We start from the raw sequence: 19820 nt of genomic DNA, 5'->3' as shown, positions 1-19820 counted from the left end.
TACCTCGTGACCGGGGCCACCGGCTTCGTCGGAGGCCATCTCGTACGCCACCTCGCCGCGCGCGGCCACGAGGTGACCGCCCTGGTGCGCGGCGGCCGCGAGGTGCCCGGCGCCCGCAGCGTCCCCGGCGACCTGGCCACCGGCGCGGGGCTGGCCGGCGCGCTGCGGGACGCGGACCGGGTGGTGCACCTGGCGGGGGTCACCAAGGCGGCCGACCCGCGGGCGTACGCGGCCGTCAACACGGCGGGGACGCGGCGGCTGTGCGAGGCGGCAGCGGCGCTGGCCGTGCCGCCCCGCCTGGTGTACTGCTCGTCGCTGGCCGCCTCCGGTCCCGGGCGGCGGCGCCACGAGGACGCGCCGCCGCGGCCGGTCTCCGCGTACGGGCGCAGCAAGCTGGGCGGCGAGTGGGCGGTGCGGGACACGGCGGACCGGCTGCCGGCCGTGGTGGTCCGGCCGCCGATCGTCTACGGCCCCGGCGACCGGGAGTTCCTGCCGCGGTTGGTGGCGGCGGTACGCACCGGTCTGCTGCCCGCCGTCGGCCGGCCCGGGCCGCGGCACTACTCGCTGCTCCACGTCGACGACCTGTGCCGGGCGCTGATCACCGCCGCCGACCCCGGCGTCACGCAGGTGGGCACCTACCACGTGTGCGACGGCACCGAGCACCGCTTCGAGGACATCGGCGCCGCCGCCGCCGCCGTGCTCGGCCGCCGCCCGCCGAGGGTGGTCCACATCCCCGGGCCGCTGGCGCTGGGGGCGGCCCGCGTGTTCGGCCGGGCGTCGGCGCTCAACCCCGACAAGGTCGCCGAGGCGCTGCATCCCGCGTGGACCTGCGCCCCCGGCGGCCGGCTCCCGTACCGGCCCGTCGTCACGCTGCCCGAGGGGCTGCGCGGCGCCCTGAACCGCTGACCGCCCGCGAGGAAGGGGAAGCACCCCATGCGCCGCCGACTGTCCCCGTACGAACGCGTCATCTGGGCCGCGGGCGAGCGGCTCCCCGTCAACATCGCCGCGGTGGCCCGTGTGGAGGGCCGCACCACGCCCGCGCGCGTCCGCGCGGCCGTTGCGGCCGTCCGCAGCCGCCACCCTCTGCTCGGCGTCCGGGTCGCCGACCCCGGGGTGTGGCAGGGGCGGCTCACCACGGCCGGGGTACCGGACCCGGGTGTGCGGGTCGTCGTCCGGGACGCCGGCGCGGGCGACTCCTGGGTGCGGGTGGTGGAGGAGGAGCTCCCGCGGCGCTTCGACACCCGTACGGGCCCCCTCGCCCGCTTCGTGCTCGTCGACGCGGGCGCGTCCTTCGACCTGGTCACCGTGTACCACCACCTGGTCGCCGACGCCGTCTCCGCGGGCGTCGTCCTGCGGGACCTGCTGACCCGCCTCGGCGGGCCGGAGCACGAGAACGCCGTCCCGCCCGGTGCGGCGTGCCCGCCCGGGGCGCACCGGCGGGCCGGGGCCGACGACGGCGCCGGTCCGGCACCGGTGCTCGCGCCACCCGCGGACGAACTGATCCCGGGACCGCGCGCCCGCCTCGGCGACCTGCTGAGGACCGCCCGGGCGCTGGGCGGGCCCGTACGGCCGCCCTACCCGCCGGACGGGCGGCTCGCCTACCACGCGTGGACGCTGGAGCGCGAGGAGACGGAGCTGCTGCTCAAGCGCTGCCGGGCGCGGGGCGTGACACTGCAGGCCGCCCTCTGCGCGGCCTTCGCGCGGGCCGCCGCTCCCGGCAGCCGCCCGGCCCGGATCGCGGTCGCCGCCGACCTGCGCCGGGTGCTGGACCCCTCGCCGGGGGAGGCCATGGGCCTGTACGCGGCGAGCTTCGTCGTCTCCGTGCACGGTACGTCCGGCGACCTGTGGGCGGTCGCGCGCGAGGCCAGGACCGCCATCCACGCCCGGCTCACCCCGCGGGAGCTGCGGCCGCTCGTGCGCGTCTTCCGGCTGACCTCGTTCCTGCCGCACCGCGCCGTCGGCACCCTGGTGCGGCACGGCGAGTCGCGCGGCCCCCGCTTCGACGTGTCCGTCAGCAACACGCGCCTCGATCTTCCCGTGGCGTACGGGCCGCTGCGGCTCGCCGCCGTCCACGGCGCCGCGCACACCAGCCGTTCCGGGGCGCCGCTGGTGATCGTGGCGGGGATGGACGGGCGGCTGTTCCTCAGCGTGACGTCCACGGCGGGCGCGCAGGCCGAGGGCCTGTGCCGAAGGGCCATGGACCACCTTCTGTGGGCCGGGTGAGACCCGCGGACGGATAGCGGCGGGCTCCAGCGGGTATCGGAAGAGAGTGGTTCGCACCGTGGGAGTCGAAGAAGAGCTTCTCCTGGTGGACGCGCGGTCCGGTGAACCGCGCGCGGTGGCGGACGCGGTGCTCGAGGACGGCCCCTGGCCGGGGGAACTGGTGGCCGAGCTGCAGCAGCAGCAGCTCGAACTGAACAGCCCGCCCTGCCTCACCCTGGACCAGCTCAGAGAGGAACTGCGCGCCTGGCGCCGCAGGGCGGCCGAGCTCGCCCGCTCGCAAGGCGTGGCGGTGGCGGCGCTGGGGACCTCGCCCGTGGAGGTGCCGCCCCGGCTCACCCCGGGGGGCCGCTATCGCAGGATGGCCCAGTCCTTCGGCATTACCGCGCAAGAGACCCTGACCTGCGGCTGCCACGTCCACGTGGGGGTGGAGTCCGACGAGGAGGGTGTCGCCGTCCTCGACCGCATCCGCCCCTGGCTGCCGGCGCTGCTCGCGCTCAGCTCCAACTCGCCGCTCTGGCGCGGCGCCGACACGGGGTACGCGAGCTACCGCTACCAGGTCTTCGGCCGCTGGCCCACCGCCGGGCCGACCCGGGGCTTCGGCTCCGCCGAGGGGTACCGCACTGCGGTGTCGAGACTGCTGGCCACCGGGATCCTGATCGACCAGGGGATGCTCTACTTCGACGCCCGGCTGTCGGCGAAGTTCCCCACGGTGGAGGTGCGCGTCTGCGACGTGTGCCCGGAGTACCAGGACGCGGTGGTGCTGGCCGCGCTGGTGCGCGGCCTGGTCGAGACCGCCGCCCGCCAGTGGGCCGACGGGCGCCCCGCACCCGACGACGACCTGGCACTGCTCCGGCTCGCCTCCTGGCGCGCCAGTCGTTTCGGGCTGGACGGGGCGCTGCTCGATCCGCGCACCTACCGTCCGGCGAGCGCGCACGACGTCGTCGAGGCCCTGGTCGCCCACATCGAGGACGCGCTGAAGGACACGGGCGACCTGTACACCGTCCGCGCCGGCGTCGACCGCCTGACCTCGCGGGGCTCCGGCGCCCGGTGGCAGCGCGAGGTGTACGCCCGGGGCGGCGCCGGCGCGGTCCTGCGGGACGCGGTGCGCCGCACGGTGGCGTGACGCGGGCGACGCGCGTCAGGCGCCGCCCAGCAGACCGGCCAGGTCCGGATGCGCACGGGCCGGGTCGACCGTGGTGACGGTGTACACGGCGGCCCCCGAGGCCACCAGGGGGTCCTCCGCCGCGATCCGCTCGATGGCTTCGCGGTCCGCCCCTCGGGCGACGATCACGCCGCCGTCTCCGGAAGGCACCGTCTGGCCGGAGAGCAGGAAGGTGCCGGCGCGGTGGTGGCGCTCCAGGAACGCGACGTGGCCGGCGACGTACAGCTCCGCGTCCGCTTCCGATCCGGTGTACGTCAGGCACAGCAGGTGCAGCATCCGCGTCCGATCTCGAGACGGGCCGGGCGATCCGGCCCATGATGGCACGGCCCGCTCCAGCGGGAGACCCCGGCTGCGGCGCGGAGGAGCCCGGACGCACCATGCGTGATCTGCGATCATTGCCGCATGGCGTTCACCGAAGAGCTCGCCCGGGCCGTCCTCGCGGCCGACGGGCAGGGCAGCGCGAAGCTGATCGCACTGGGTGAGAACGCGGTGTTCGAGCTCGCCGACGGCGTGACCGTCGCGAAGGTCGGCCGTGGTCCCGAACTGCTCGACCGGGCCGCCCGCGAGGTGCGCACGGCGTCCTGGCTGGCCGCGCACGGCGTTCCGGCCGTACGGGCGGCGGCTTCCGAGGCACGGCTGGTGGAGGGCCACCCCGTCACGTACTGGGAGCGGCTGCCGGACAGCGTGCGCCCCGCGGAGCCCGCCGACCTCGCCGCGCTGCTGCTCCTCGTACACGCCCTGCCCCAGCCGGACTTCGCCCTGCCTCCGCGCGACCTGCTGGACGGGGTGGAGCGTTGGCTGCGGCTCGCCGGTTCGGCGATCGACCCCGAGGACGCGGCGTATCTGCGCGAGCGCCGGGACGGTTTCGCCGCCGCGGCGGCGGCGTTGACCCCGCACCTGGCCCCGGGGCCCGTCCACGGCGACGCGCTGCCCCGCAATGTGCACGTGGGTCCGGACGGCCCCGTCCTGGTGGACCTGGAGACCTTCTCGACCGACCTGCGCGAGCACGACCTCGTCGTCATGGCGCTCAGCCGCGACCGCTACGGCCTCGGTTCCGACGCCTACGACGCCTTCACGGCCGCGTACGGCTGGGACGTGCGCGACTGGGACGGCTGCGCGGTGCTGCGCGGGGCACGGGAGACGGCGAGTTGCGCCTGGGTGGCCCAGCACGCGCCCGGGAACCCGGCGGCGCTCGCGGAGTTCCGCCGCAGGGTGGCCTCCTTGCGGGACGGCGACCAGTCCGTGCGCTGGTATCCCTTCTGACCGGCCGGGCGCCCGCCGACGGATGCCCGGCCGCAGGTGACCCTGGTCCCGGGGCGGCACGGCGGCCTGACGGCAGCCGAGTCTCCGCGGGGCGACCGCTGCCGGTGAACCGGGGTCATGGCGGAAGCGCCGCCGGTCGCGCTCCGGCCCGACGCCCAGCCCCTTCCCGGGCCTGCCGGTTCGGGGCGCGTCACTGCGGCACCCGTCGCCGCTGCCAGCCGTCGCCGCTGTCGCAGTCGCCGTCGCCGTCGCCGTCAAGCACACGGGCCCACACCGCCTGCGACGACTCCGGCGCGCCGAAACGGCAGCCGGCCAGACCGTCCTGCCCCGTCCCGCTCCGGCGGTGTGCCGGCGGGCCGCCGGCCGGCACCGAGGACGGGCGCGTCCTCAGCCACGTCCCGCTCCCGGGCGGCCCGCCCCCGCGCCGGAGGGTCGGCCCCGCGGTCACCTCTGCCGGGGGATGACCGGCCAGGCCCGCTCGACGACGGCCGCCGGGTCGGCGGTGCGCCGCAGGTATGCCTGGAGGGAGGCCGACTGCTCGGCCGCCGCCCGTATCTGAAGGGCGTGCAGGTCGGCCAGCGGCATCAGGCCGACGGGCTCGTGCCGCTCGCCCATGCGGCGCACCACGCGGGCGGCGGCCACCGCGTCGGCCCGTGCGTCGTGGGCGCCCTCCAACGGGACTCCGTAGTGGGCGCACAGCGCCTGCAGGGCCCGCCTGCCCTTGCGGTACTTGTCCACGTGCTTGTCGATGACCAGCGGGTCGATGACCGGCGCGGGCACGCCGCCCAGCCGTTCGCTGACCGAGGCCACGCCGTGCCGCCGGCACTCGCGGTCCAGCAACGACAGGTCGTAGCGGGCGTTCATCACCACCAGCGGTGTGCCCGAGCCCAGCACCTCGGCGACGGTGTGGGCGATCTCCTCGACCGCGGTGCCGGCCGGGGCGCCGTGCTCCCGGGCGTGGGCGGTCGTGATGCCGTGGATGGCTGACGCCTGCTCGGGTATGGCGACGCCCGGGTCGAGCAGCCACGTCCGCTCCTGTGAGACGGAACCGTCGGCCTCCAGCCGCACGACGGCGGCGGTGACGATGTGGTCGGTCTCGATGTCGGTGCCAGTGGTCTCCAGGTCGAACGCGACCAGCGCGTCGCTGATCCAGCTCATCGTGCGGTCCTCGTGCCCGCGGTGTCCGCCGCGCCGCACCGGCGGGTGCCCGTGCTCCTCCCCCGTGCCGAGCCGGCCGGCCATGCCCGGTGTCGATTCATGCCCATTGGCCTACATCCTTCCCACTGTTCCCCCGTGTGCCGATCCATCATCGCGCGCACCACTGACACTCCTGCGGCCGGGCTGTGGAAAAGGTTCGGCCGGGGGTGCTCCACGAGGCCACCGATCCGCGGATCCGCGAGCCCGCCGGTCCGCCGGTCCGCAGGTCCGCCGGTCCCCCAGTCCCCCAGTCCCCCAGTCCCCCGGTCCGTCAGGAGACGGGACGGGAGTCGGCCCAGACGCCCTCGAACTCCTCGCGGTAGATCTCGAACAGGCCGTGCTCGGCCTCAGGAGCCTCGTCGCCCCGGGTCTGCACGAGTTGCCGGGGCCCGCCGCGCAGGATGAGGACGGGCGCCTCCATGCCGCGGGCCTTGCGCAGATAGGGCTGGACGACCGCGATGCCGTCCGAGGTGTCCCCGTCCACGAGGTAGGCGGTGAAGCGCGGGGTCTCGTCGAAGACCCGGATCTCGAACGCGGCGGTGTCGCGCAGCCGGGCCCGCACCCGCCGCATGTGCATGATGTTCATCTCGACGGAGCGGCTGAGCTCCCCCCGGCCGAGGCCGAGTTCGCGTTCACGGCGGCGGACGGCGCTGCTCGCCGGGTTCAGAAAGAGCAGCCGCACCCGGCAGCCGGACTCCGCCAGTCGCACCAGCCGCTTGCCGGAGTAGTTCTGCACCAGCAGGTTGAGGCCGATGCCCACGGCGTCCAGGCGTCGCGCGCTCGCGAACAGGTCCTCGGCCGGCAGCTGCCGCTGCAGCCGCACCCGGTCGGGGTAGACGCCGACGACGTCGGCGTAGCGTTCGGCGACGAGCTCCTCGACGGCGTCCACGGGCAGCCGCTCGGCGGAGGGGTAGCCGGGTCCGGAGCCGAGCATGTCCAGCAGCCGCGCGGCCGCCCGCTCGGCCTGCTCCAGGGCGGTGCGGGACAGGGCGCGGTTGCGGGAGACGACGTGCCGGGCCACTTCCAGTTCGTCCAGGGCGAGTTCGAGCTCGCGGCGGTCGTCGAGGTAGGGCTCGAAGCACGGCCAGTGCTGGACGGCGAGCTCGCGCAGCTGCGGCAGCGTCAGGAAGCTCAGGATGTTGTCGTCGGCGGGGTCGAGCAGGAACCCCTTGCGGCGGCTGACCTCGCGCACGGCGGCGGCCCGCTGCACCCACTCGTGGCCGGCCGGTCCCGCGGCCGCGACCACCCACTCGTCGCCGTGCACGGGTTCGTAGATCGGGCGAAGCACCGCGTTGACGACGGCGCGCAGGCGCTGCTCGACGAGGTTGAGCCAGACGTACGCCCGTCCGGCGCGCCGGGCGCGGGTGCGCACCTCGGCCCACTCGTCGGCGCCCCAGTCCAGCTCGGCTCCGATCTCCAACGGCAGTGCGAGGGATGCCGTACCGGTGCTTCCCTCGCCGATGCCGCCGCCCGGGTCCCCCTGATCACCACCACCGGGGAGCACCAGACCTCCCGACATCACGACTGCACCCGCCTTCCCGCCCCCGTCCACGATCAAGGAAGGGTACTGCGGGGCGCGAAGCGGTGCAGCAGTAACGGCGGTACTTCACCACATGCTCACCGCGTCCCGCGCGGGCCGGGGCCGTCGGCGTCCCGGCCCGCCCCGACGCGTCCGCGCCCGCCTCCGCCCGACCAGACCGACGAGGACCGACGAGGACCGACGAGGACCGAACGGACCGACCAGGACCGATCCGACTGATCCGGACCGATCCGGACCGATCCCGGCCCATGGGCCCCGGACGGACCCGTCCGCGCCCCCGCGCCGGTGCGGCCGCCGGGCCGGAGACAGAAGTTCCCCGCAGTGCGCTTTCACTCGTTCTGACGAAACTTCGGGAGCACAGGTTTACCCCGGGGCAGTGGATTCTTGCGGCAGGCAGGGGAATGGGGACACCCGTAACGGGGAAGATCTTGGCGATTCCCTGCCCGCGGGGGCACCCGTGCGTGACGATGCCCTTTCGGCACCGATGCGGCCGGGGTGCGGCCTACCGGCGCCCGGCGGAGAAGTGGAAGAGTCGACGACATGCAGGTCTGGCCGGGTCAGTCATACCCCCTCGGCGCCACGTACGACGGCGCCGGCACCAACTTCGCGGTCTTCTCCGAGGCCGCGGACCGGATCGAGTTGTGTCTGCTGCAGGACGACGGCTCGGAGACCGCCGTCGAGCTGCGCGAGGCGGACGCCTTCGTCCGCCACGCGTACGTCCCGGGCGTCATGCCCGGTCAGCGCTACGGCTTCCGGGTGCACGGTCCCCACGAGCCGACCCGGGGCCACCGCTGCAACTCCGCCAAGCTGCTGCTGGACCCGTACGCGAAGGCGATGAGCGGGACGATCGACTGGGACGAGGCGGTGTACGGCTACCGCTTCGGTGAGCCCGAGTCCCGCAACGACCTGGACTCGGCGCCGCACACCATGACCTCCGTGGTGGTGAACCCGTACTTCGACTGGGCGGACGACCGCAGTCCCCGCATCGACTACCACCGGACGGTGATCTACGAGGCGCACGTCAAGGGCCTGACGATGCTCCACCCGGAGCTGCCCGAGGAGATCCGCGGCACCTATGCGGCGCTCGCCCACCCCGCGGTGATCTCGCACCTGACGGAGCTGGGCGTCACGACGCTGGAGCTGATGCCGGTCCACCAGTTCGTCCACGACCACCGGCTGGTGGACGCGGGAATGCGCAACTACTGGGGCTACAACACGATCGGCTTCTTCGCGCCCCACAACGCCTACGCCTCGCTGGGTGACCGGGGCCAGCAGGTCCTGGAGTTCAAGACGGCGGTGCGCGAGCTGCACCGGGCCGGCATCGAGGTGATCCTCGACGTGGTCTACAACCACACGGCCGAAGGCAGCCACCTGGGGCCGACGCTGTGCTTCCGGGGGATCGACAACGCCTCGTACTACCGGCTGGCCGACGATCCGCGCTACTACACGGACACCACCGGCACGGGGAACTCGCTGCTGATGCGCAGCCCCCACGTGCTGCAGATGATCATGGACTCGCTGCGCTACTGGGTCACCGAGATGCACGTCGACGGCTTCCGCTTCGACCTCGCGGCCACCCTGGCCCGGCAGTTCCACGAGGTGGACCGGCTGTCCTCGTTCTTCGACCTCGTGCAGCAGGACCCGGTGGTCAGCCAGGTGAAGCTGATCGCCGAGCCCTGGGACGTCGGCGAGGGCGGCTACCAGGTGGGCAACTTCCCGCCGCTGTGGACGGAGTGGAACGGGAAGTTCCGCGACACGGTGCGCGACCTGTGGCGCGGCGAGCCGGCCACGCTCGCCGAGTTCGGCTCCCGGCTGACCGGCTCCTCCGACCTCTACCAGGACGACGGCCGCCGGCCGCTCGCCTCCATCAACTTCGTGACCTGCCACGACGGTTTCACCCTGCGCGACCTCGTGTCGTACAACGACAAGCACAACGAGGCCAACGGCGAGAACAACCGGGACGGCGAGAGCCACAACCGCTCGTGGAACTGCGGCGCCGAGGGCGAGACCGAGGACGAGGACGTACTCGCCCTGCGCGAACGCCAGATGCGCAACTTCATCGCCACCCTGCTGCTCTCGCAGGGCGTGCCGATGCTCGCCCACGGCGACGAGTTCGGCCGCACCCAGCAGGGCAACAACAACGCGTACTGCCAGGACAACGAACTGGCGTGGGTGCCGTGGCCCGAGGAGGGCGACGCGAGCGCCGGGCGGCTGCACGAGTTCACCCGCCAGATGGTGTGGCTCCGCCGCGACCACCCCGTCTTCCGGCGCCGCCGCTTCTTCCACGGCCGGCCGGTCGCGGGGACGCACGACGACCTCTCCGACATCGCCTGGTTCACCCCTGAGGGTGAGGAGATGACCCAGGACGACTGGCAGGAGGCCCAGGCCAACGCCCTGGTGGTGTTCCTCAACGGCAGCGCGATCTCCGAGCCCGGCGACCGCGGGGAACGGATCACCGACGACTCCTTCCTGCTGATGTTCAACGCCTGGCACGAGCCGCTGGACTTCGTCGTGCCGGTGAACCACGGCAAGGAGTGGCAGGTCGTCGTCGACACCCAGCGCCCGGAGGGCGTGGCTCCCGGCTCGGGCCGCAAGGTGACCCAGGGCGACCGCTTGCGGCTGGCCGACCGGAGCATGGTCGTCCTGCAACGCCCGGCGTAACCGGCCGCCCGATGTGATGGTCGCACCGGCCGGCGGGGTAATCAGTCCTCCATGACAGAAAGTGCCGCGACCCCGCCGACCGCTGTCGTCCCCTCCGTGCCGAGCGCCACCTACCGGCTCCAGCTCCAGCCCGACTTCCCCTTCGCCGCGGCCGAGGCCGTCGTCCCCCATCTGGCGGCGCTGGGCGTCTCCCACCTGCATCTCTCCCCGGTGCTGCAGGCCGTGCCCGGTTCCACGCACGGGTACGACGTCGTCGACCACACCCGGGTGCGGGAGGAGCTCGGCGGCGAGAAGGGGCTGCGTGCGCTGGCCCGCACCGCCCGCGCGCACGGAATGGGACTCGTCCTGGACGTGGTGCCCAACCACATGGCCGTGCCGGCGCCCGAACACCTGGCACGCCCGCTGTGGGAGGTGCTGCGGGACGGCCCGCGCTCCCCGTACGCCCGCTGGTTCGACGTCGACTGGGCGGCGCAGGGCGACCGGCTGCTGCTGCCCGTGCTGGGCGGCCCGCTGGACGAGGTGCTGCCCGACCTGCGGGTCGAACACGACCGCGCCGCCGGGGAGCGGGTGCTGCGCTACCACGACCACGCGTTCCCGCTGCGGCCCGGCACCGAGCAGCTGCAGCTGCGCGCGCTGGTGGACGCCCAGTGGTACCGGCTCGCCTGGTGGCGGCAGGCACGCACCGAGCTGAACTACCGGCGCTTCTTCACCATCTCCGAGCTCATCGCCGTCCGCGTCGAGGACGACGAGGTCTTCGCCGCCACGCACGCCACCTTGCTGCGCCTGCTGGACGAGGGCGTCGCCGACGGCCTGCGCGTCGACCACCCGGACGGCCTCGCCGACCCCGCCGGCTACCTGCGGCAGCTCGCCGACGCCTCCGGCGGGCGCTGGACGGTCGTGGAGAAGATCCTCACCGGCGACGAGCGGCTGCCGGCCGGCTGGACCTGCTCCGGCACGACCGGCTACGACGCCCTGGACCGGCTCGACGGGCTGTTCACGGACCCGGTCGGCGTCGAGGAGATCGTCCGCTGCTACCGCGACTTCACCGCCGTCCCCGCCGACGAGGGCGGCGAGTGGCCGCCGACCCTGCGGGCCGCCGCCGAGCGCATCGTCACCCAGGACCTGGCCGCCGAGGTGGACCGGCTGACCCGCTCCGCCGTCCGCGCCACCGGTCTGGAGCCCGCCGCGCTGCGCCAGGCGATCGAGGCGACCCTGGTACGGCTGCCGCGCTACCGCCCGTATGTCGTCCCCGGCGAGCCCGCGGACGCCGAGGACACCGCCCTTCTGGAGGCCGCGTCGGGCGCCACCGGGCTCCCGGCGGCCGGCGCGGTGTGCGACCTGGCCCTCGGCCGGCACCGCGGCGGCGGGCAGGCCGCGGCGGACTTCACGGTGCGCTTGGCCCAGGTCTCCTCGGCGCTGCGGGCCAAGTCCGCCGAGGACACCGCCTTCTACCGCTACCATCCCCTGCTCTGCCTCAACGAGGTCGGCCGCGAGCCGGACCGTCCCGCCACCACGCCCGAGGACTTCCACGCCTTCTCCGAGCGCCTGCGCCGGGACTGGCCGCACACCGCGACGGTGCGCTCCACCCACGACACCAAGCGCAGCGCCGACGTGCGCGCCCGGCTCGCCGCGCTGAGCGAACTGCCCGGCGAGTGGGCCGCCTGGCTGGGCGAAGTCTCGGCGGACCTGCGGGATTACCTGGCGCACCGGGGGATGCCGCTTCCTGAGCGCCGTGTGGAGTACCAGGCCTGGCAGCACGCGGCCGTCTTCTGCGACCCCGGCGCGGCCGAGCGGGTGGCCGCCACCCTGCTCAAGTCGGAGCGCGAGGCGGGCCTGCGCACCTCGTGGACCGACCAGCGCCCGGAGTACGAGCAGATCGTGACCGGCTTCGTCCGCGAACTCGTGGGCGGCCCGGCCGCCTTCGCCACCGAGCGCATCGACCGCGCCCTGCGCGGGCCGGAGCGCGTCAACGTCCTCGGCGCGCACCTGGCGCACCTGACCATGCCGGGCGTGCCCGATCTCTACCAGGGCGACGAGGAGCGGCAGCTGCTGCTCGTCGATCCCGACAACCGCCGCCCCTACGACCCGGACACGGCGGACAGCGGCGAGGTGAGCGAGAAGCGGCAGGTGACCCAGTTCGCGCTGCGCCTGCGCCGGGCGCGCCCGCAGTGGTTCACCGGCCCCGAGGCCACGTACGAGCCGCTGTACGCGCGCGGCGTCGCCGGGGAGCACTGCGTGGCCTTCATCCGCGGCGGGCGGGCGCTGACGGTCGTCACCCGGTTGTCGCGGCGGCTCGCGGACGCGGGCGGCTGGCGCGGCACGGAACTGGTGCTCCCGGAAGGAGTCTGGACGGAGGTGCTGACCGGCCGCGCGTTCCGGGCCGTGGTGCCGCTGGCCGAACTGCTGGACCGGCTGCCGGTGGGGCTGCTGGTCCGCGACGTGGACGAGTAGGGGCCCGGGCGGGCGCGGTGCGCGCGCGGCCGTCGACGGGGGCCCGCTCGCCGCGCCCGGCGCGTGCGTCCGCCGGGGGGCGGGAGCGGGCCCGCCTGCCGACCTGCGGCCGGAGCCAGGCCGCCATTATCTGACGAATCGTCAGCAAGGTTCGGCGCGCCGCTTCCGGCTCGCACCGCGGGGCCGGGCGCACTGTGCGGTATGCCACATGTATGCCGGTATCCCCTTTCTGCCGCGGCTGGCCGGGGTGCACCAGGTCGCGCTGCCGGTCAGCGATCCGGCCCGGGCGGAGGCGTGGTACGAGCGGGTCCTCGGCCACCACCGGGTCGCGGAGTTCACCGAGGGCGGCGCCTTCGCCGGCATCGCCATGGCGCATCCTGGCGGAGGGCCCGTGCTGTGTCTGCGCCACGACCCCGCCCTCGCGGCCGTCTCCACGGGCTTCCCGTGGTTCTCCCTCGGCGTTCCGGATCTCCCCGCGCTGGAGGCGCTTGCCGCCCGGCTGGCGGCACTCGGCGAGCCGCACGGCGCCGTCGTCCGCACCGCGCACGGCTGGCTTCTCGCGCAGGTGCGTGATCCGGACGGCCACGAGCTGCGCTTCGTCACCGCGGACGAGGGGCCGCCGCCGGGCAGCGGCCAGGTGCTGCGCCTCTCCGGCGGCCGGCATCCGGCCCCGCGGACCCGGACCGCCTGAGGGACGCGGGACGACGTCACGGCCCGCCAGACCCGCTGCCAACGTCGCGCCATGGACGCATCGAAAGCCCCCGCAGGGCGCCTCGCCCGGCCCGGTAGCGTCGACATCACCCGCCGCGATCCGGTCGAGGACGTGCGCCTGCCCTCGGGCCTGACGATGCGCTCCATGGCACGGGGACAGTGCCGAGGCACGTTCTTCCTGTGCCGCGAGCCGGGCGACGCCGAGCGGCCGCGGTCCACGCGGACTCCGAGGGGCGCGGCGCTGATCGGCGCGGACGTGCCGGGGGCGGTGGAGCTGTGGAGCTGCTCGTCTCGTGCCGAGGTGGTGGCACGACGTGGAGTCGGGACTCCCGCTGGAGGAACCGGCCGCCGCAGTGCGCGAGGACCACCCGGACCTGGGCCTGGAGCGCGCGGGAGCGGCGCCGGCCCGCGGGCTGACGCTCCCTCCGGTCGAGGAGGTCGTCACCCGGCTGCGGGCGACCGCGGCGCTCACGGCGCCGGATCTCCTGCCGTACCTGGACGACGACCGCGAGTCGTGCGAGCCGCTGTTCCGCCGCTGAGCGGGCCGGGGGCGGCCCGCGGCTCAGCCGGGGCTCAGGCGGGGCTCAGCCGGTGGTCAGGCGGAAGCTCATCGCCCCGAAGGTGACCTGGTCGCCGGGGCGCACGGAGGCGGAGCCCATGACGCGGCGGCCGTTGACCCAGGTGCCGTTCATCGAACCGAGGTCGCGCAGCACCCACAGCCCTCCCTCATGGCTGAGTTCGGCGTGGAAGCGGGACGTGGAGGAGTGGCTGAGCCGGAAGGTGCACGACAGGTCCCGGCCGATCCGCACGGGGTACGGGGCCGGGGCGGGCAGCAGAAGCGGAGGCAGCTGCTGGACGGCCCATGCGTGGCTCATCCGCGCCCGCAGTGCCGAGGTCCTGGTGACGGCGCGCACCAGGGAGCCCACCACACTGGCCCAACGGCCTTGCCGGGGCGGCAGGTCGGCGACGAGGGCGGCCAACTCGTCCGAGTGGCGCGCCTTGAGGGCGAGTTCCATACGGCGCACAAAGGTGTCGTGCGACAGCCGCCCCTCGACGGCGCCCTCGCGCAATGCCTCGATGGCGCGTTCGCGTTCGCCGTCGGTGGGCCGCGCCGCATGCGTCGGGAACTCGTAACTCACCTGCGTGATTGTCCTGCCCGGGAGGCCGGGGTGTCCAGCAGGTGCGGCCCGTTGGGCGGCGGGCGCAATTGCGTGGACGCCGCGGAGGCGGCACGGCTAGGGTTGGCGCACGCCCTGGACCTGGAAAGGAGGCGGCAGCCATGTACCCGTTCACCATGTCGCGCTCCCGCCCCGTCATCCGCAGGGCGTACTCCGTCTGACCGGGAGCGCTCCGCTCTCCCGTGAGGACTACTTCCTTCATGACCGATCTGGTCTTCCGCCCGCTCGCCGCGGGCGAATCGCACCTCTTCCACTCCCTGAAGCCCGCTGACGACGGCCTGGCCGGCCGGTCCCTGACGGGCCACTCGTACGCCACGACCGACGAGGGCGGCGAGTACCGTCCCGAGTGGACGTGGGTGGCCCTGCGCGACGGCGTCGTGGTGGCCCGTGCCGCCTGGTGGGGCGCGCCGTCGGACGACGCTCCCGTGGCCCTGGACTGGTTCGACTTCACCGACGCCGACGCGGCCGTACGGCTGCTGCGGACGGCGCCGCTCAAGGCCGAGTACGAGCTGCTGGTGCCGCCCGGCTGGCGGGACCTGCCCGAGGTCCGCGAGGCCGCCCAGTCCCGCGTGGACGCGGCCGTCGTCTCCGGCATGGAGCTGCTCGTGGAACGCTACCGCTACCACTGGACCCCCGAATGCGGGCTTCCCGAGCGCACCGGACGCCTGGAGTACCGGCCGGAACCGGACGACGCGGTGATCCTGGACGTGCTGGGGCGCATCGGGGTCGGCAGCCTCGACGCCCACACCCGCCGCATGGTGCGGCTGCACGGCCCGGACGCGGCGGCCCGCGACGAGCTGGACTTCCTCAACTGGCTGCAGTCGCCGCGCGAATGGTGGCGGCTGGCGTACACCCCGGAGGGCGAGCTCGCCGGCATCCAGGTGCCGGGACGCAATCCGGGCGCGTTCTGCGTCGGCTTCATCGGTGTCCTGCCGGAGCAGCGCGGCCACGGCTTCGCCTACGACCTGCTGGTGGAGTGCACCAACGACCTGGTCGGACACGGCGCGACGGAGATCGCCGCCGCGACCGACCAGGGCAATGCGCCGATGGCGGCGCACTTCGCCAAGGCGGGATATCCGGTCATCCAGGAGCGCGTCAACCTGGTGTGACCCCAGGACGCCGGGCAGCATGGTGCCCATGCGCTTCGACGTGTGGGCACCGGACGCCGGTGAGGTTGAGGTACGGGTCGACGGCCGGGCTCACGACATGGAGCGCGACCCAGGACGCCGGGGCTGGTGGTACGCGGAGGTGCCCGCCGGGCACGGTTCGCGCTACGCCTTCGTGCTGGACGAGGGCCCGCCGCGACCCGACCCCCGCTCGCGCCGTCAGCCGGACGGGCCGGAGGGTGCGAGCGCGGTCGTCGACCACGACCGTTTCGCCTGGGCCCACGAGTGGGCGGGCCGCCCGCTGCCCGGCGCTGTCCTCTACGAGCTGCACGTCGGCACCTTCACCACCGCCGGCACCTTCGACGCCGCGATCGAACGCCTGCCGCACCTGGCCGATCTGGGGATCACGCACATCGAGCTCATGCCGGTCTGCCCGTTCCCCGGCACGCACGGCTGGGGTTACGAGGGCGTGTCGCTCTGGGCCGTGCACGAGCCCTACGGCGGCCCGGACGGGCTCAAGCGCTTCGTGGACGCGGCGCACGGCCACGGGCTCGGGGTGGTGCTGGACGTCGTCCACAACCACCTCGGGCCCTCCGGCAACCATCTGCCCGCCTTCGGGCCGTACTTCACCGACCGCCACCACACCCCCTGGGGCGACGCCGTCAACCTCGACGCCCCCGGCTCCGACGAGGTGCGCGCCTTCCTCGTCGGCAGCGCTCTGGCGTGGCTGCGCGACTACCGCCTCGACGGGCTGCGGCTCGACGCCGTCCACGCCCTGGTCGACACCCGCGCGGTGCACCTGCTCGAGGAGCTGTCCACCGCTGTCGACGCGCTCGCGGCCGCGGTCGGCCGCCCGCTCTTCCTGATCGCCGAGTCCGACCGCAACGACCCGCGCACCACCGACCCGCGCGAGGCCGGCGGACTGGGCGTGCACGCGCAGTGGAACGACGACTTCCACCACGCCCTGCACACCGCCCTCACCGGCGAGTCCCAGGGCTACTACGCGGACTTCGCCGCCTCTCCGGTGCAGGCCCTGGCCAAGGTGCTGCGCCGGGTCTTCTTCCACGACGGCACCCACTCCAGCTTCCGCGGCCGCGCCCACGGCCGTCCCGTGGACCTGGCGACCACCCCGGGCCACCGCTTCCTCGCCTACACCCAGACCCACGACCAGATCGGCAACCGCGCCACCGGCGACCGCCTCGGCGCGAGCGTCCCCGCGGGGCTGCTCGCCGCGGCCGCCGCGCTCGTGCTCACCTCCCCGTACACGCCGATGCTCTTCATGGGTGAGGAATGGGGCGCCCGCACGCCCTGGCAGTTCTTCACCGACCACGACGACCCCGAACTCGCTGCCGCCATCACCCGCGGCCGCCGCCGGGAGTTCGCCGAGCACGGCTGGAAGGCCGAGGACGTCCCCGACCCGCAGGACCCGGCGACCCGGCTGCGCTCCTGCCTGGACTGGTCCGAGCCCTCCGCACCACCGCACGCGGAGCTGCTCGCCTGGTACCGGCGGCTGATCGCGCTGCGCCACGCCGAACCCGAACTGGCCGATCCGGGCCTGGACGCCGTTCACGTCGGCACGGGCGGGCACACCCTGCGGCTGGACCGCGGACGCTTCCGGATCGCCGTCAACTTCTCCCCCGAGGAGGCGCTCGTCCCGCTCCACTCCCCCGGCCGCGCCGCCCCCAGGGGCTACCTGGAGGTCGCCGCCTGGCGCCCCTGCCCTCCGCCCACCGGCACCGGCTGCCTCCGCCTGCCAGGCCACGCGGTCGCCGTGCTCCGCGAGCGCTGACTACGCTGAACGGGTGATGAACGACGACGAGCCGCGCGCGATCTGCGTCCACTGCGGCGACCCGACGGAGTACCCCGACTCGCAGCCGGGCGTGACCCTCTGCCCGGTCTGCGCCTGGCACGAGGCCCAGCGCGCGGCCTGCAGCGGCTGAGCCGCCCCGCGGCCGTCAGTCCGCCAGCAGCCGCCGGCGGGCGGCCCCGACATCGAAGGCGGCTGGCGGGCACACCGGGTCGATCAGCTCGAGGTGCTCCAGCAGCAGCCGCCCGAGCGCCCAGTTCCGGTACCACTTGCGGTCCGCGGGCACGACGTACCAGGGCGCGGCCTCCGTGGAGCACCGTCCCAGCAGGTCCCCGTACGCCTCCTGGTAGAAGGCCCACCTCGCCCGGTCCTCCAGGTCGGCCGGAGCGAACTTCCAGCGCTTGCAGGGATCGTCCAGCCGGGCCAGCAGGCGGGCCCGCTGCTCGTCGCGGCTGATGTGCAGGAAGACCTTGACGACACTGACGCCGTCGTCGGCGAGCGAGGCCTCGAAGGAGTTGATGGTCTCGCAGCGCTCCTCCCACAGCTCGGGCGGGGCGCCGCCGCGGACCCGGGGGACGAGGACGTCCTCGTAGTGGGAGCGGTCGAAGACGCCTATCCGCCCGGGGCCGGGCAGGGCGCGTTCGACGCGCCAGAGGAAGTGGTGGGCCTTCTCCTCCACCGTGGGGGCCTTGAAGGCGGTGATGCGGCACCCCGCGGGGTCCATCAGGCTCGCGAGGTGCCGCACCGCCCCGCCCTTGCCCGAGGTGTCCAGGCCCTGGAGCACCACGAGGACGGACCGCGGGTCGCCCGCCGTGCTCTGCGCGAACAGGCGCACCTGCAGCGCCGTGATCCGCTCCCTGACGTACGGCACGCAGGCCAGCGCCTCGGTCTTGCCCGCGGGGCCGCCGGGGGTGGCACGCGGGTCGTACGACCGCAGCCGTACGGGGCCGCCGCCCGGCGGCACGCGCAGCTTCGCGCGCAGCGCGGCTTCCCCGCAGGGTCCGGCCGTCCGGGTGTTCCTCGCCACCACGCCTCCGTCAGGGACGACGGCCCTCGCGGGCGCCCGACTGGTTGCTCAGATGGTGCGGCGGATCAGCCGTGCCCGCCAGCGCGGCCCCAGGGGCCCGTGACGGCGAAGGTGGTGCCGGGGTTGTAGCAGTTGACGTACATGGTCCTGCCGTCCGGCGCGAAGGTGACGCCGGCGAACTCGCCCCACTCGGGGGCGTCGGCGGTGCCGATGTTCTGGCGGCCGCGCGCCATCGCGTACACCTCGCCACGCCGGGTGACGCCGAAGACGTGCTGGGCGCCCTCGCCGTCCTCGCAGACCATCAGGCCGCCCTGCGGGGCGAGGGCGATGTTGTCCGGGGACTCGCCCGGCAGCCGGACGTCGGTCGCGGGCCCGAAGACGACGACGAGGGTCAGCCGCCGCCTGGCCGGGTCGTAGCGCCAGACCTGGCCGAAGTGGGTGGCCGCCGAGCCCTCGTCGCGCCGCGCGAAGCTGGAGACGAAGTAGACGCAGCGGCCCCCCAGTAGCAGCCCTCGAGTTTCTGGGCGTGCGTGATGCCGCGGGGGCCGAAGTCCTGCAGTCGTACCGGTGTCTCCTCGGCCAGGGGGTCGGGCACCGGCACCCATTCGATCCCGTCGAAGTGGGCGCCGGTCTCCTGCACCGCCGACAGGTCCGGCACGCCCGGCACGCGCATGGCCTCGAGGGCGCCGCCGGCCCGCAGGGAGCCGCGGCCGCCGAGGGGCTTGCGCGGGTGGAAGCGGTAGAACAGGCCGAAGGGCGCCTGGAAGGCGTCCTCCGTCTCGTACACCGTGCCGTCGCGGGGGTCCACGGCGACGGCCTCGTGCTGGAAGCGGCCCAGGGCCGTGAGCGGCTCGGCCCCCGTCCTCCGGGGGTCGTGCGGGTCGACCTCGAAGACGAAGCCGTGGTCCTTGGTGTAGCCGCCGGTGCCGGCCTTGTCCTCGTTCTCCTCGCAGGTCAGCCAGGTGCGCCAGGGTGTCGGGCCGCCCGAGCAGTTGACGGCGGTGCCGGCGACGCCGACCCGCTGCGAGGTGACCGCGCCGCCGCGGTCGAGCGTGAGGACCGTGCAGCCGCCCTTGGCCCCGGGGTCGTAGACCAGCCCGTCGACCAGGGGGACGGGGGCGGTCGCGGTATCGCGGTTCTCGTGGTTGCGGACGAGGTGCACCCCGCCGCCGCGGTGGGCGGGGAACGCGGCCATCCCGTCGAAGTTCCCGGGCACCTGCCCCTCTCCGGAGCTCAGCGCGGCGCCCTGGCGGGACAGCACGCGGTAGCGGAACCCGCGGGGGAGGTCGAGGAGGCCGTCGGGATCGGGCACGAGGGGGCCGTAGCCGCCGGCCCCCGCGGCGAACGCCGTGCCGGCGAACAGTTCTCCGACGCTGCCGGCGACGGCGATCCCTGCGCCCAACGCCCCCGTGGTGGCGATCATCTGACGTCTGGTCACGGACATGGGTCACTCTCCCTGCTGGCGGACAGGCGATTGACCCGAGTGTGTCTAGC

At 74.5% G+C, this 19820-nt stretch carries 16 protein-coding genes and 1 pseudogene; 11 read left to right on the top strand and 6 right to left on the bottom strand.

Annotated elements, in window-relative coordinates:
- Window positions 1-6: 6 nt before the first annotated feature.
- From ACRWND_RS26095 to ACRWND_RS26085, 3 genes are read left to right on the top strand one after another with little or no spacing between them, the layout of a single operon-like run.
- Window positions 7-906: an NAD-dependent epimerase/dehydratase family protein gene (locus tag ACRWND_RS26095; protein WP_431953527.1), complete on the top strand. Its 900-nt coding sequence runs from the start codon at window positions 7-9 to the stop codon at window positions 904-906.
- Between the two features lie 27 nt (window positions 907-933).
- Complete coding sequence (locus tag ACRWND_RS26090) at window positions 934-2223, top strand: condensation domain-containing protein (protein WP_431953525.1); 1290 nt, start codon at window positions 934-936, stop codon at window positions 2221-2223.
- A 58-nt stretch (window positions 2224-2281) separates the two neighbouring features.
- The gene (locus tag ACRWND_RS26085) at window positions 2282-3346 is read left to right on the top strand and encodes a carboxylate-amine ligase (RefSeq protein WP_431953523.1); all 1065 of its coding nucleotides are present in this window, start codon (window positions 2282-2284) and stop codon (window positions 3344-3346) included.
- Window positions 3347-3361: 15 nt separating this feature from the next.
- On the opposite strand, the gene ACRWND_RS26080 is transcribed toward ACRWND_RS26085, so the two are convergent.
- Entirely contained in the window at window positions 3362-3661 is a 300-nt protein-coding gene (locus tag ACRWND_RS26080) for a YciI family protein (RefSeq protein ID WP_431953521.1), read from the bottom strand.
- A gap of 126 nt (window positions 3662-3787) precedes the next feature.
- On the opposite strand from ACRWND_RS26080, the gene ACRWND_RS26075 reads away from it, so the two are divergent.
- Window positions 3788-4648 (top strand): phosphotransferase, encoded by an 861-nt coding sequence (locus ACRWND_RS26075; protein ID WP_431953519.1) that lies wholly within the window; start codon window positions 3788-3790, stop codon window positions 4646-4648.
- A 444-nt stretch (window positions 4649-5092) separates the two neighbouring features.
- Here the strand turns inward: ACRWND_RS26075 and ACRWND_RS26070 are convergent, their stop codons facing one another.
- Both ACRWND_RS26070 and ACRWND_RS26065 read right to left on the bottom strand, forming a co-directional pair.
- Window positions 5093-5806 (bottom strand): 3'-5' exonuclease, encoded by a 714-nt coding sequence (locus tag ACRWND_RS26070; RefSeq protein WP_431953517.1) that lies wholly within the window; start codon window positions 5804-5806, stop codon window positions 5093-5095.
- Window positions 5807-6116: 310 nt separating this feature from the next.
- Window positions 6117-7364: an SAV2148 family HEPN domain-containing protein gene (locus tag ACRWND_RS26065; RefSeq protein ID WP_431953543.1), complete on the bottom strand. Its 1248-nt coding sequence runs from the start codon at window positions 7362-7364 to the stop codon at window positions 6117-6119.
- 561 nt (window positions 7365-7925) lie between these two features.
- Between ACRWND_RS26065 and glgX the strand changes: the two genes are divergently transcribed.
- From glgX to ACRWND_RS26045, 4 genes are all read left to right on the top strand, one after another.
- Window positions 7926-10046 (top strand): glycogen debranching protein GlgX, encoded by a 2121-nt coding sequence (gene glgX, locus ACRWND_RS26060; RefSeq protein WP_431953515.1) that lies wholly within the window; start codon window positions 7926-7928, stop codon window positions 10044-10046.
- A 51-nt stretch (window positions 10047-10097) separates the two neighbouring features.
- A complete protein-coding gene (treY, locus tag ACRWND_RS26055) occupies window positions 10098-12497 on the top strand; it encodes a malto-oligosyltrehalose synthase (RefSeq protein WP_431953513.1) in 2400 nt (799 codons plus the stop codon).
- A gap of 208 nt (window positions 12498-12705) precedes the next feature.
- Window positions 12706-13188 carry a VOC family protein gene (locus ACRWND_RS26050; RefSeq protein ID WP_431953511.1) on the top strand — a complete coding sequence of 161 codons (483 nt, stop codon included), beginning with the start codon at window positions 12706-12708 and terminating at the stop codon, window positions 13186-13188.
- Between the two features lie 334 nt (window positions 13189-13522).
- The gene (locus tag ACRWND_RS26045) at window positions 13523-13747 is read left to right on the top strand and encodes a hypothetical protein (RefSeq protein WP_431953509.1); all 225 of its coding nucleotides are present in this window, start codon (window positions 13523-13525) and stop codon (window positions 13745-13747) included.
- Window positions 13748-13792: 45 nt separating this feature from the next.
- On the opposite strand, the gene ACRWND_RS26040 is transcribed toward ACRWND_RS26045, so the two are convergent.
- Window positions 13793-14347 (bottom strand): FHA domain-containing protein, encoded by a 555-nt coding sequence (locus ACRWND_RS26040; protein ID WP_431953507.1) that lies wholly within the window; start codon window positions 14345-14347, stop codon window positions 13793-13795.
- A gap of 239 nt (window positions 14348-14586) precedes the next feature.
- Here ACRWND_RS26040 and ACRWND_RS26035 point away from each other — a divergent pair, with 239 nt between their 5' ends.
- The 3 genes from ACRWND_RS26035 to ACRWND_RS26025 are packed head-to-tail and all read left to right on the top strand — an operon-like array spanning window position 14587 to window position 17432.
- The gene (locus ACRWND_RS26035; protein WP_431953505.1) at window positions 14587-15495 is read left to right on the top strand and encodes a GNAT family N-acetyltransferase; all 909 of its coding nucleotides are present in this window, start codon (window positions 14587-14589) and stop codon (window positions 15493-15495) included.
- 28 nt (window positions 15496-15523) lie between these two features.
- Complete coding sequence (gene treZ / locus ACRWND_RS26030; protein WP_431953503.1) at window positions 15524-17281, top strand: malto-oligosyltrehalose trehalohydrolase; 1758 nt, start codon at window positions 15524-15526, stop codon at window positions 17279-17281.
- Between the two features lie 16 nt (window positions 17282-17297).
- Window positions 17298-17432 carry a hypothetical protein gene (locus tag ACRWND_RS26025; protein WP_431953501.1) on the top strand — a complete coding sequence of 45 codons (135 nt, stop codon included), beginning with the start codon at window positions 17298-17300 and terminating at the stop codon, window positions 17430-17432.
- A 15-nt stretch (window positions 17433-17447) separates the two neighbouring features.
- On the opposite strand, the gene ACRWND_RS26020 is transcribed toward ACRWND_RS26025, so the two are convergent.
- Both ACRWND_RS26020 and ACRWND_RS26015 read right to left on the bottom strand, forming a co-directional pair.
- Window positions 17448-18326, bottom strand: coding sequence for a PPK2 family polyphosphate kinase (locus ACRWND_RS26020; protein WP_431953499.1), 879 nt, complete (start codon window positions 18324-18326; stop codon window positions 17448-17450).
- Between the two features lie 65 nt (window positions 18327-18391).
- Window positions 18392-19749: pseudogene (locus ACRWND_RS26015) on the bottom strand (alkaline phosphatase PhoX).
- Window positions 19750-19820 lie beyond the last annotated feature (71 nt).

Origin of the sequence: Actinacidiphila sp. bgisy167 (assembly GCF_965342175.1) — a bacterium.
Lineage (GTDB): Bacteria > Actinomycetota > Actinomycetes > Streptomycetales > Streptomycetaceae > Actinacidiphila.
Note: the sequence above shows the minus strand (reverse complement) of the source record. Positions and strands in the feature narration are given on the sequence as shown.

Excerpts from the sequence above, each read along its gene's own strand:
- ACRWND_RS26090 (WP_431953525.1), top strand. The coding sequence starts at position 934 with ATGCGCCGCCGACTGTCCCCGTACGAACGCGTCATCTGGGCCGCGGGC.
- ACRWND_RS26080 (WP_431953521.1), bottom strand. The coding sequence starts at position 3,661 with ATGCTGCACCTGCTGTGCCTGACGTACACCGGATCGGAAGCGGACGCG.
- ACRWND_RS26075 (WP_431953519.1), top strand. The coding sequence starts at position 3,788 with ATGGCGTTCACCGAAGAGCTCGCCCGGGCCGTCCTCGCGGCCGACGGG.
- ACRWND_RS26070 (WP_431953517.1), bottom strand. The coding sequence starts at position 5,806 with ATGAGCTGGATCAGCGACGCGCTGGTCGCGTTCGACCTGGAGACCACT.
- ACRWND_RS26065 (WP_431953543.1), bottom strand. The coding sequence starts at position 7,364 with ATGTCGGGAGGTCTGGTGCTCCCCGGTGGTGGTGATCAGGGGGACCCG.
- glgX (WP_431953515.1), top strand. The coding sequence starts at position 7,926 with ATGCAGGTCTGGCCGGGTCAGTCATACCCCCTCGGCGCCACGTACGAC.
- treY (WP_431953513.1), top strand. The coding sequence starts at position 10,098 with ATGACAGAAAGTGCCGCGACCCCGCCGACCGCTGTCGTCCCCTCCGTG.
- ACRWND_RS26050 (WP_431953511.1), top strand. The coding sequence starts at position 12,706 with ATGTATGCCGGTATCCCCTTTCTGCCGCGGCTGGCCGGGGTGCACCAG.
- ACRWND_RS26035 (WP_431953505.1), top strand. The coding sequence starts at position 14,587 with ATGACCGATCTGGTCTTCCGCCCGCTCGCCGCGGGCGAATCGCACCTC.
- treZ (WP_431953503.1), top strand. The coding sequence starts at position 15,524 with ATGCGCTTCGACGTGTGGGCACCGGACGCCGGTGAGGTTGAGGTACGG.
- ACRWND_RS26025 (WP_431953501.1), top strand. The coding sequence starts at position 17,298 with ATGAACGACGACGAGCCGCGCGCGATCTGCGTCCACTGCGGCGACCCG.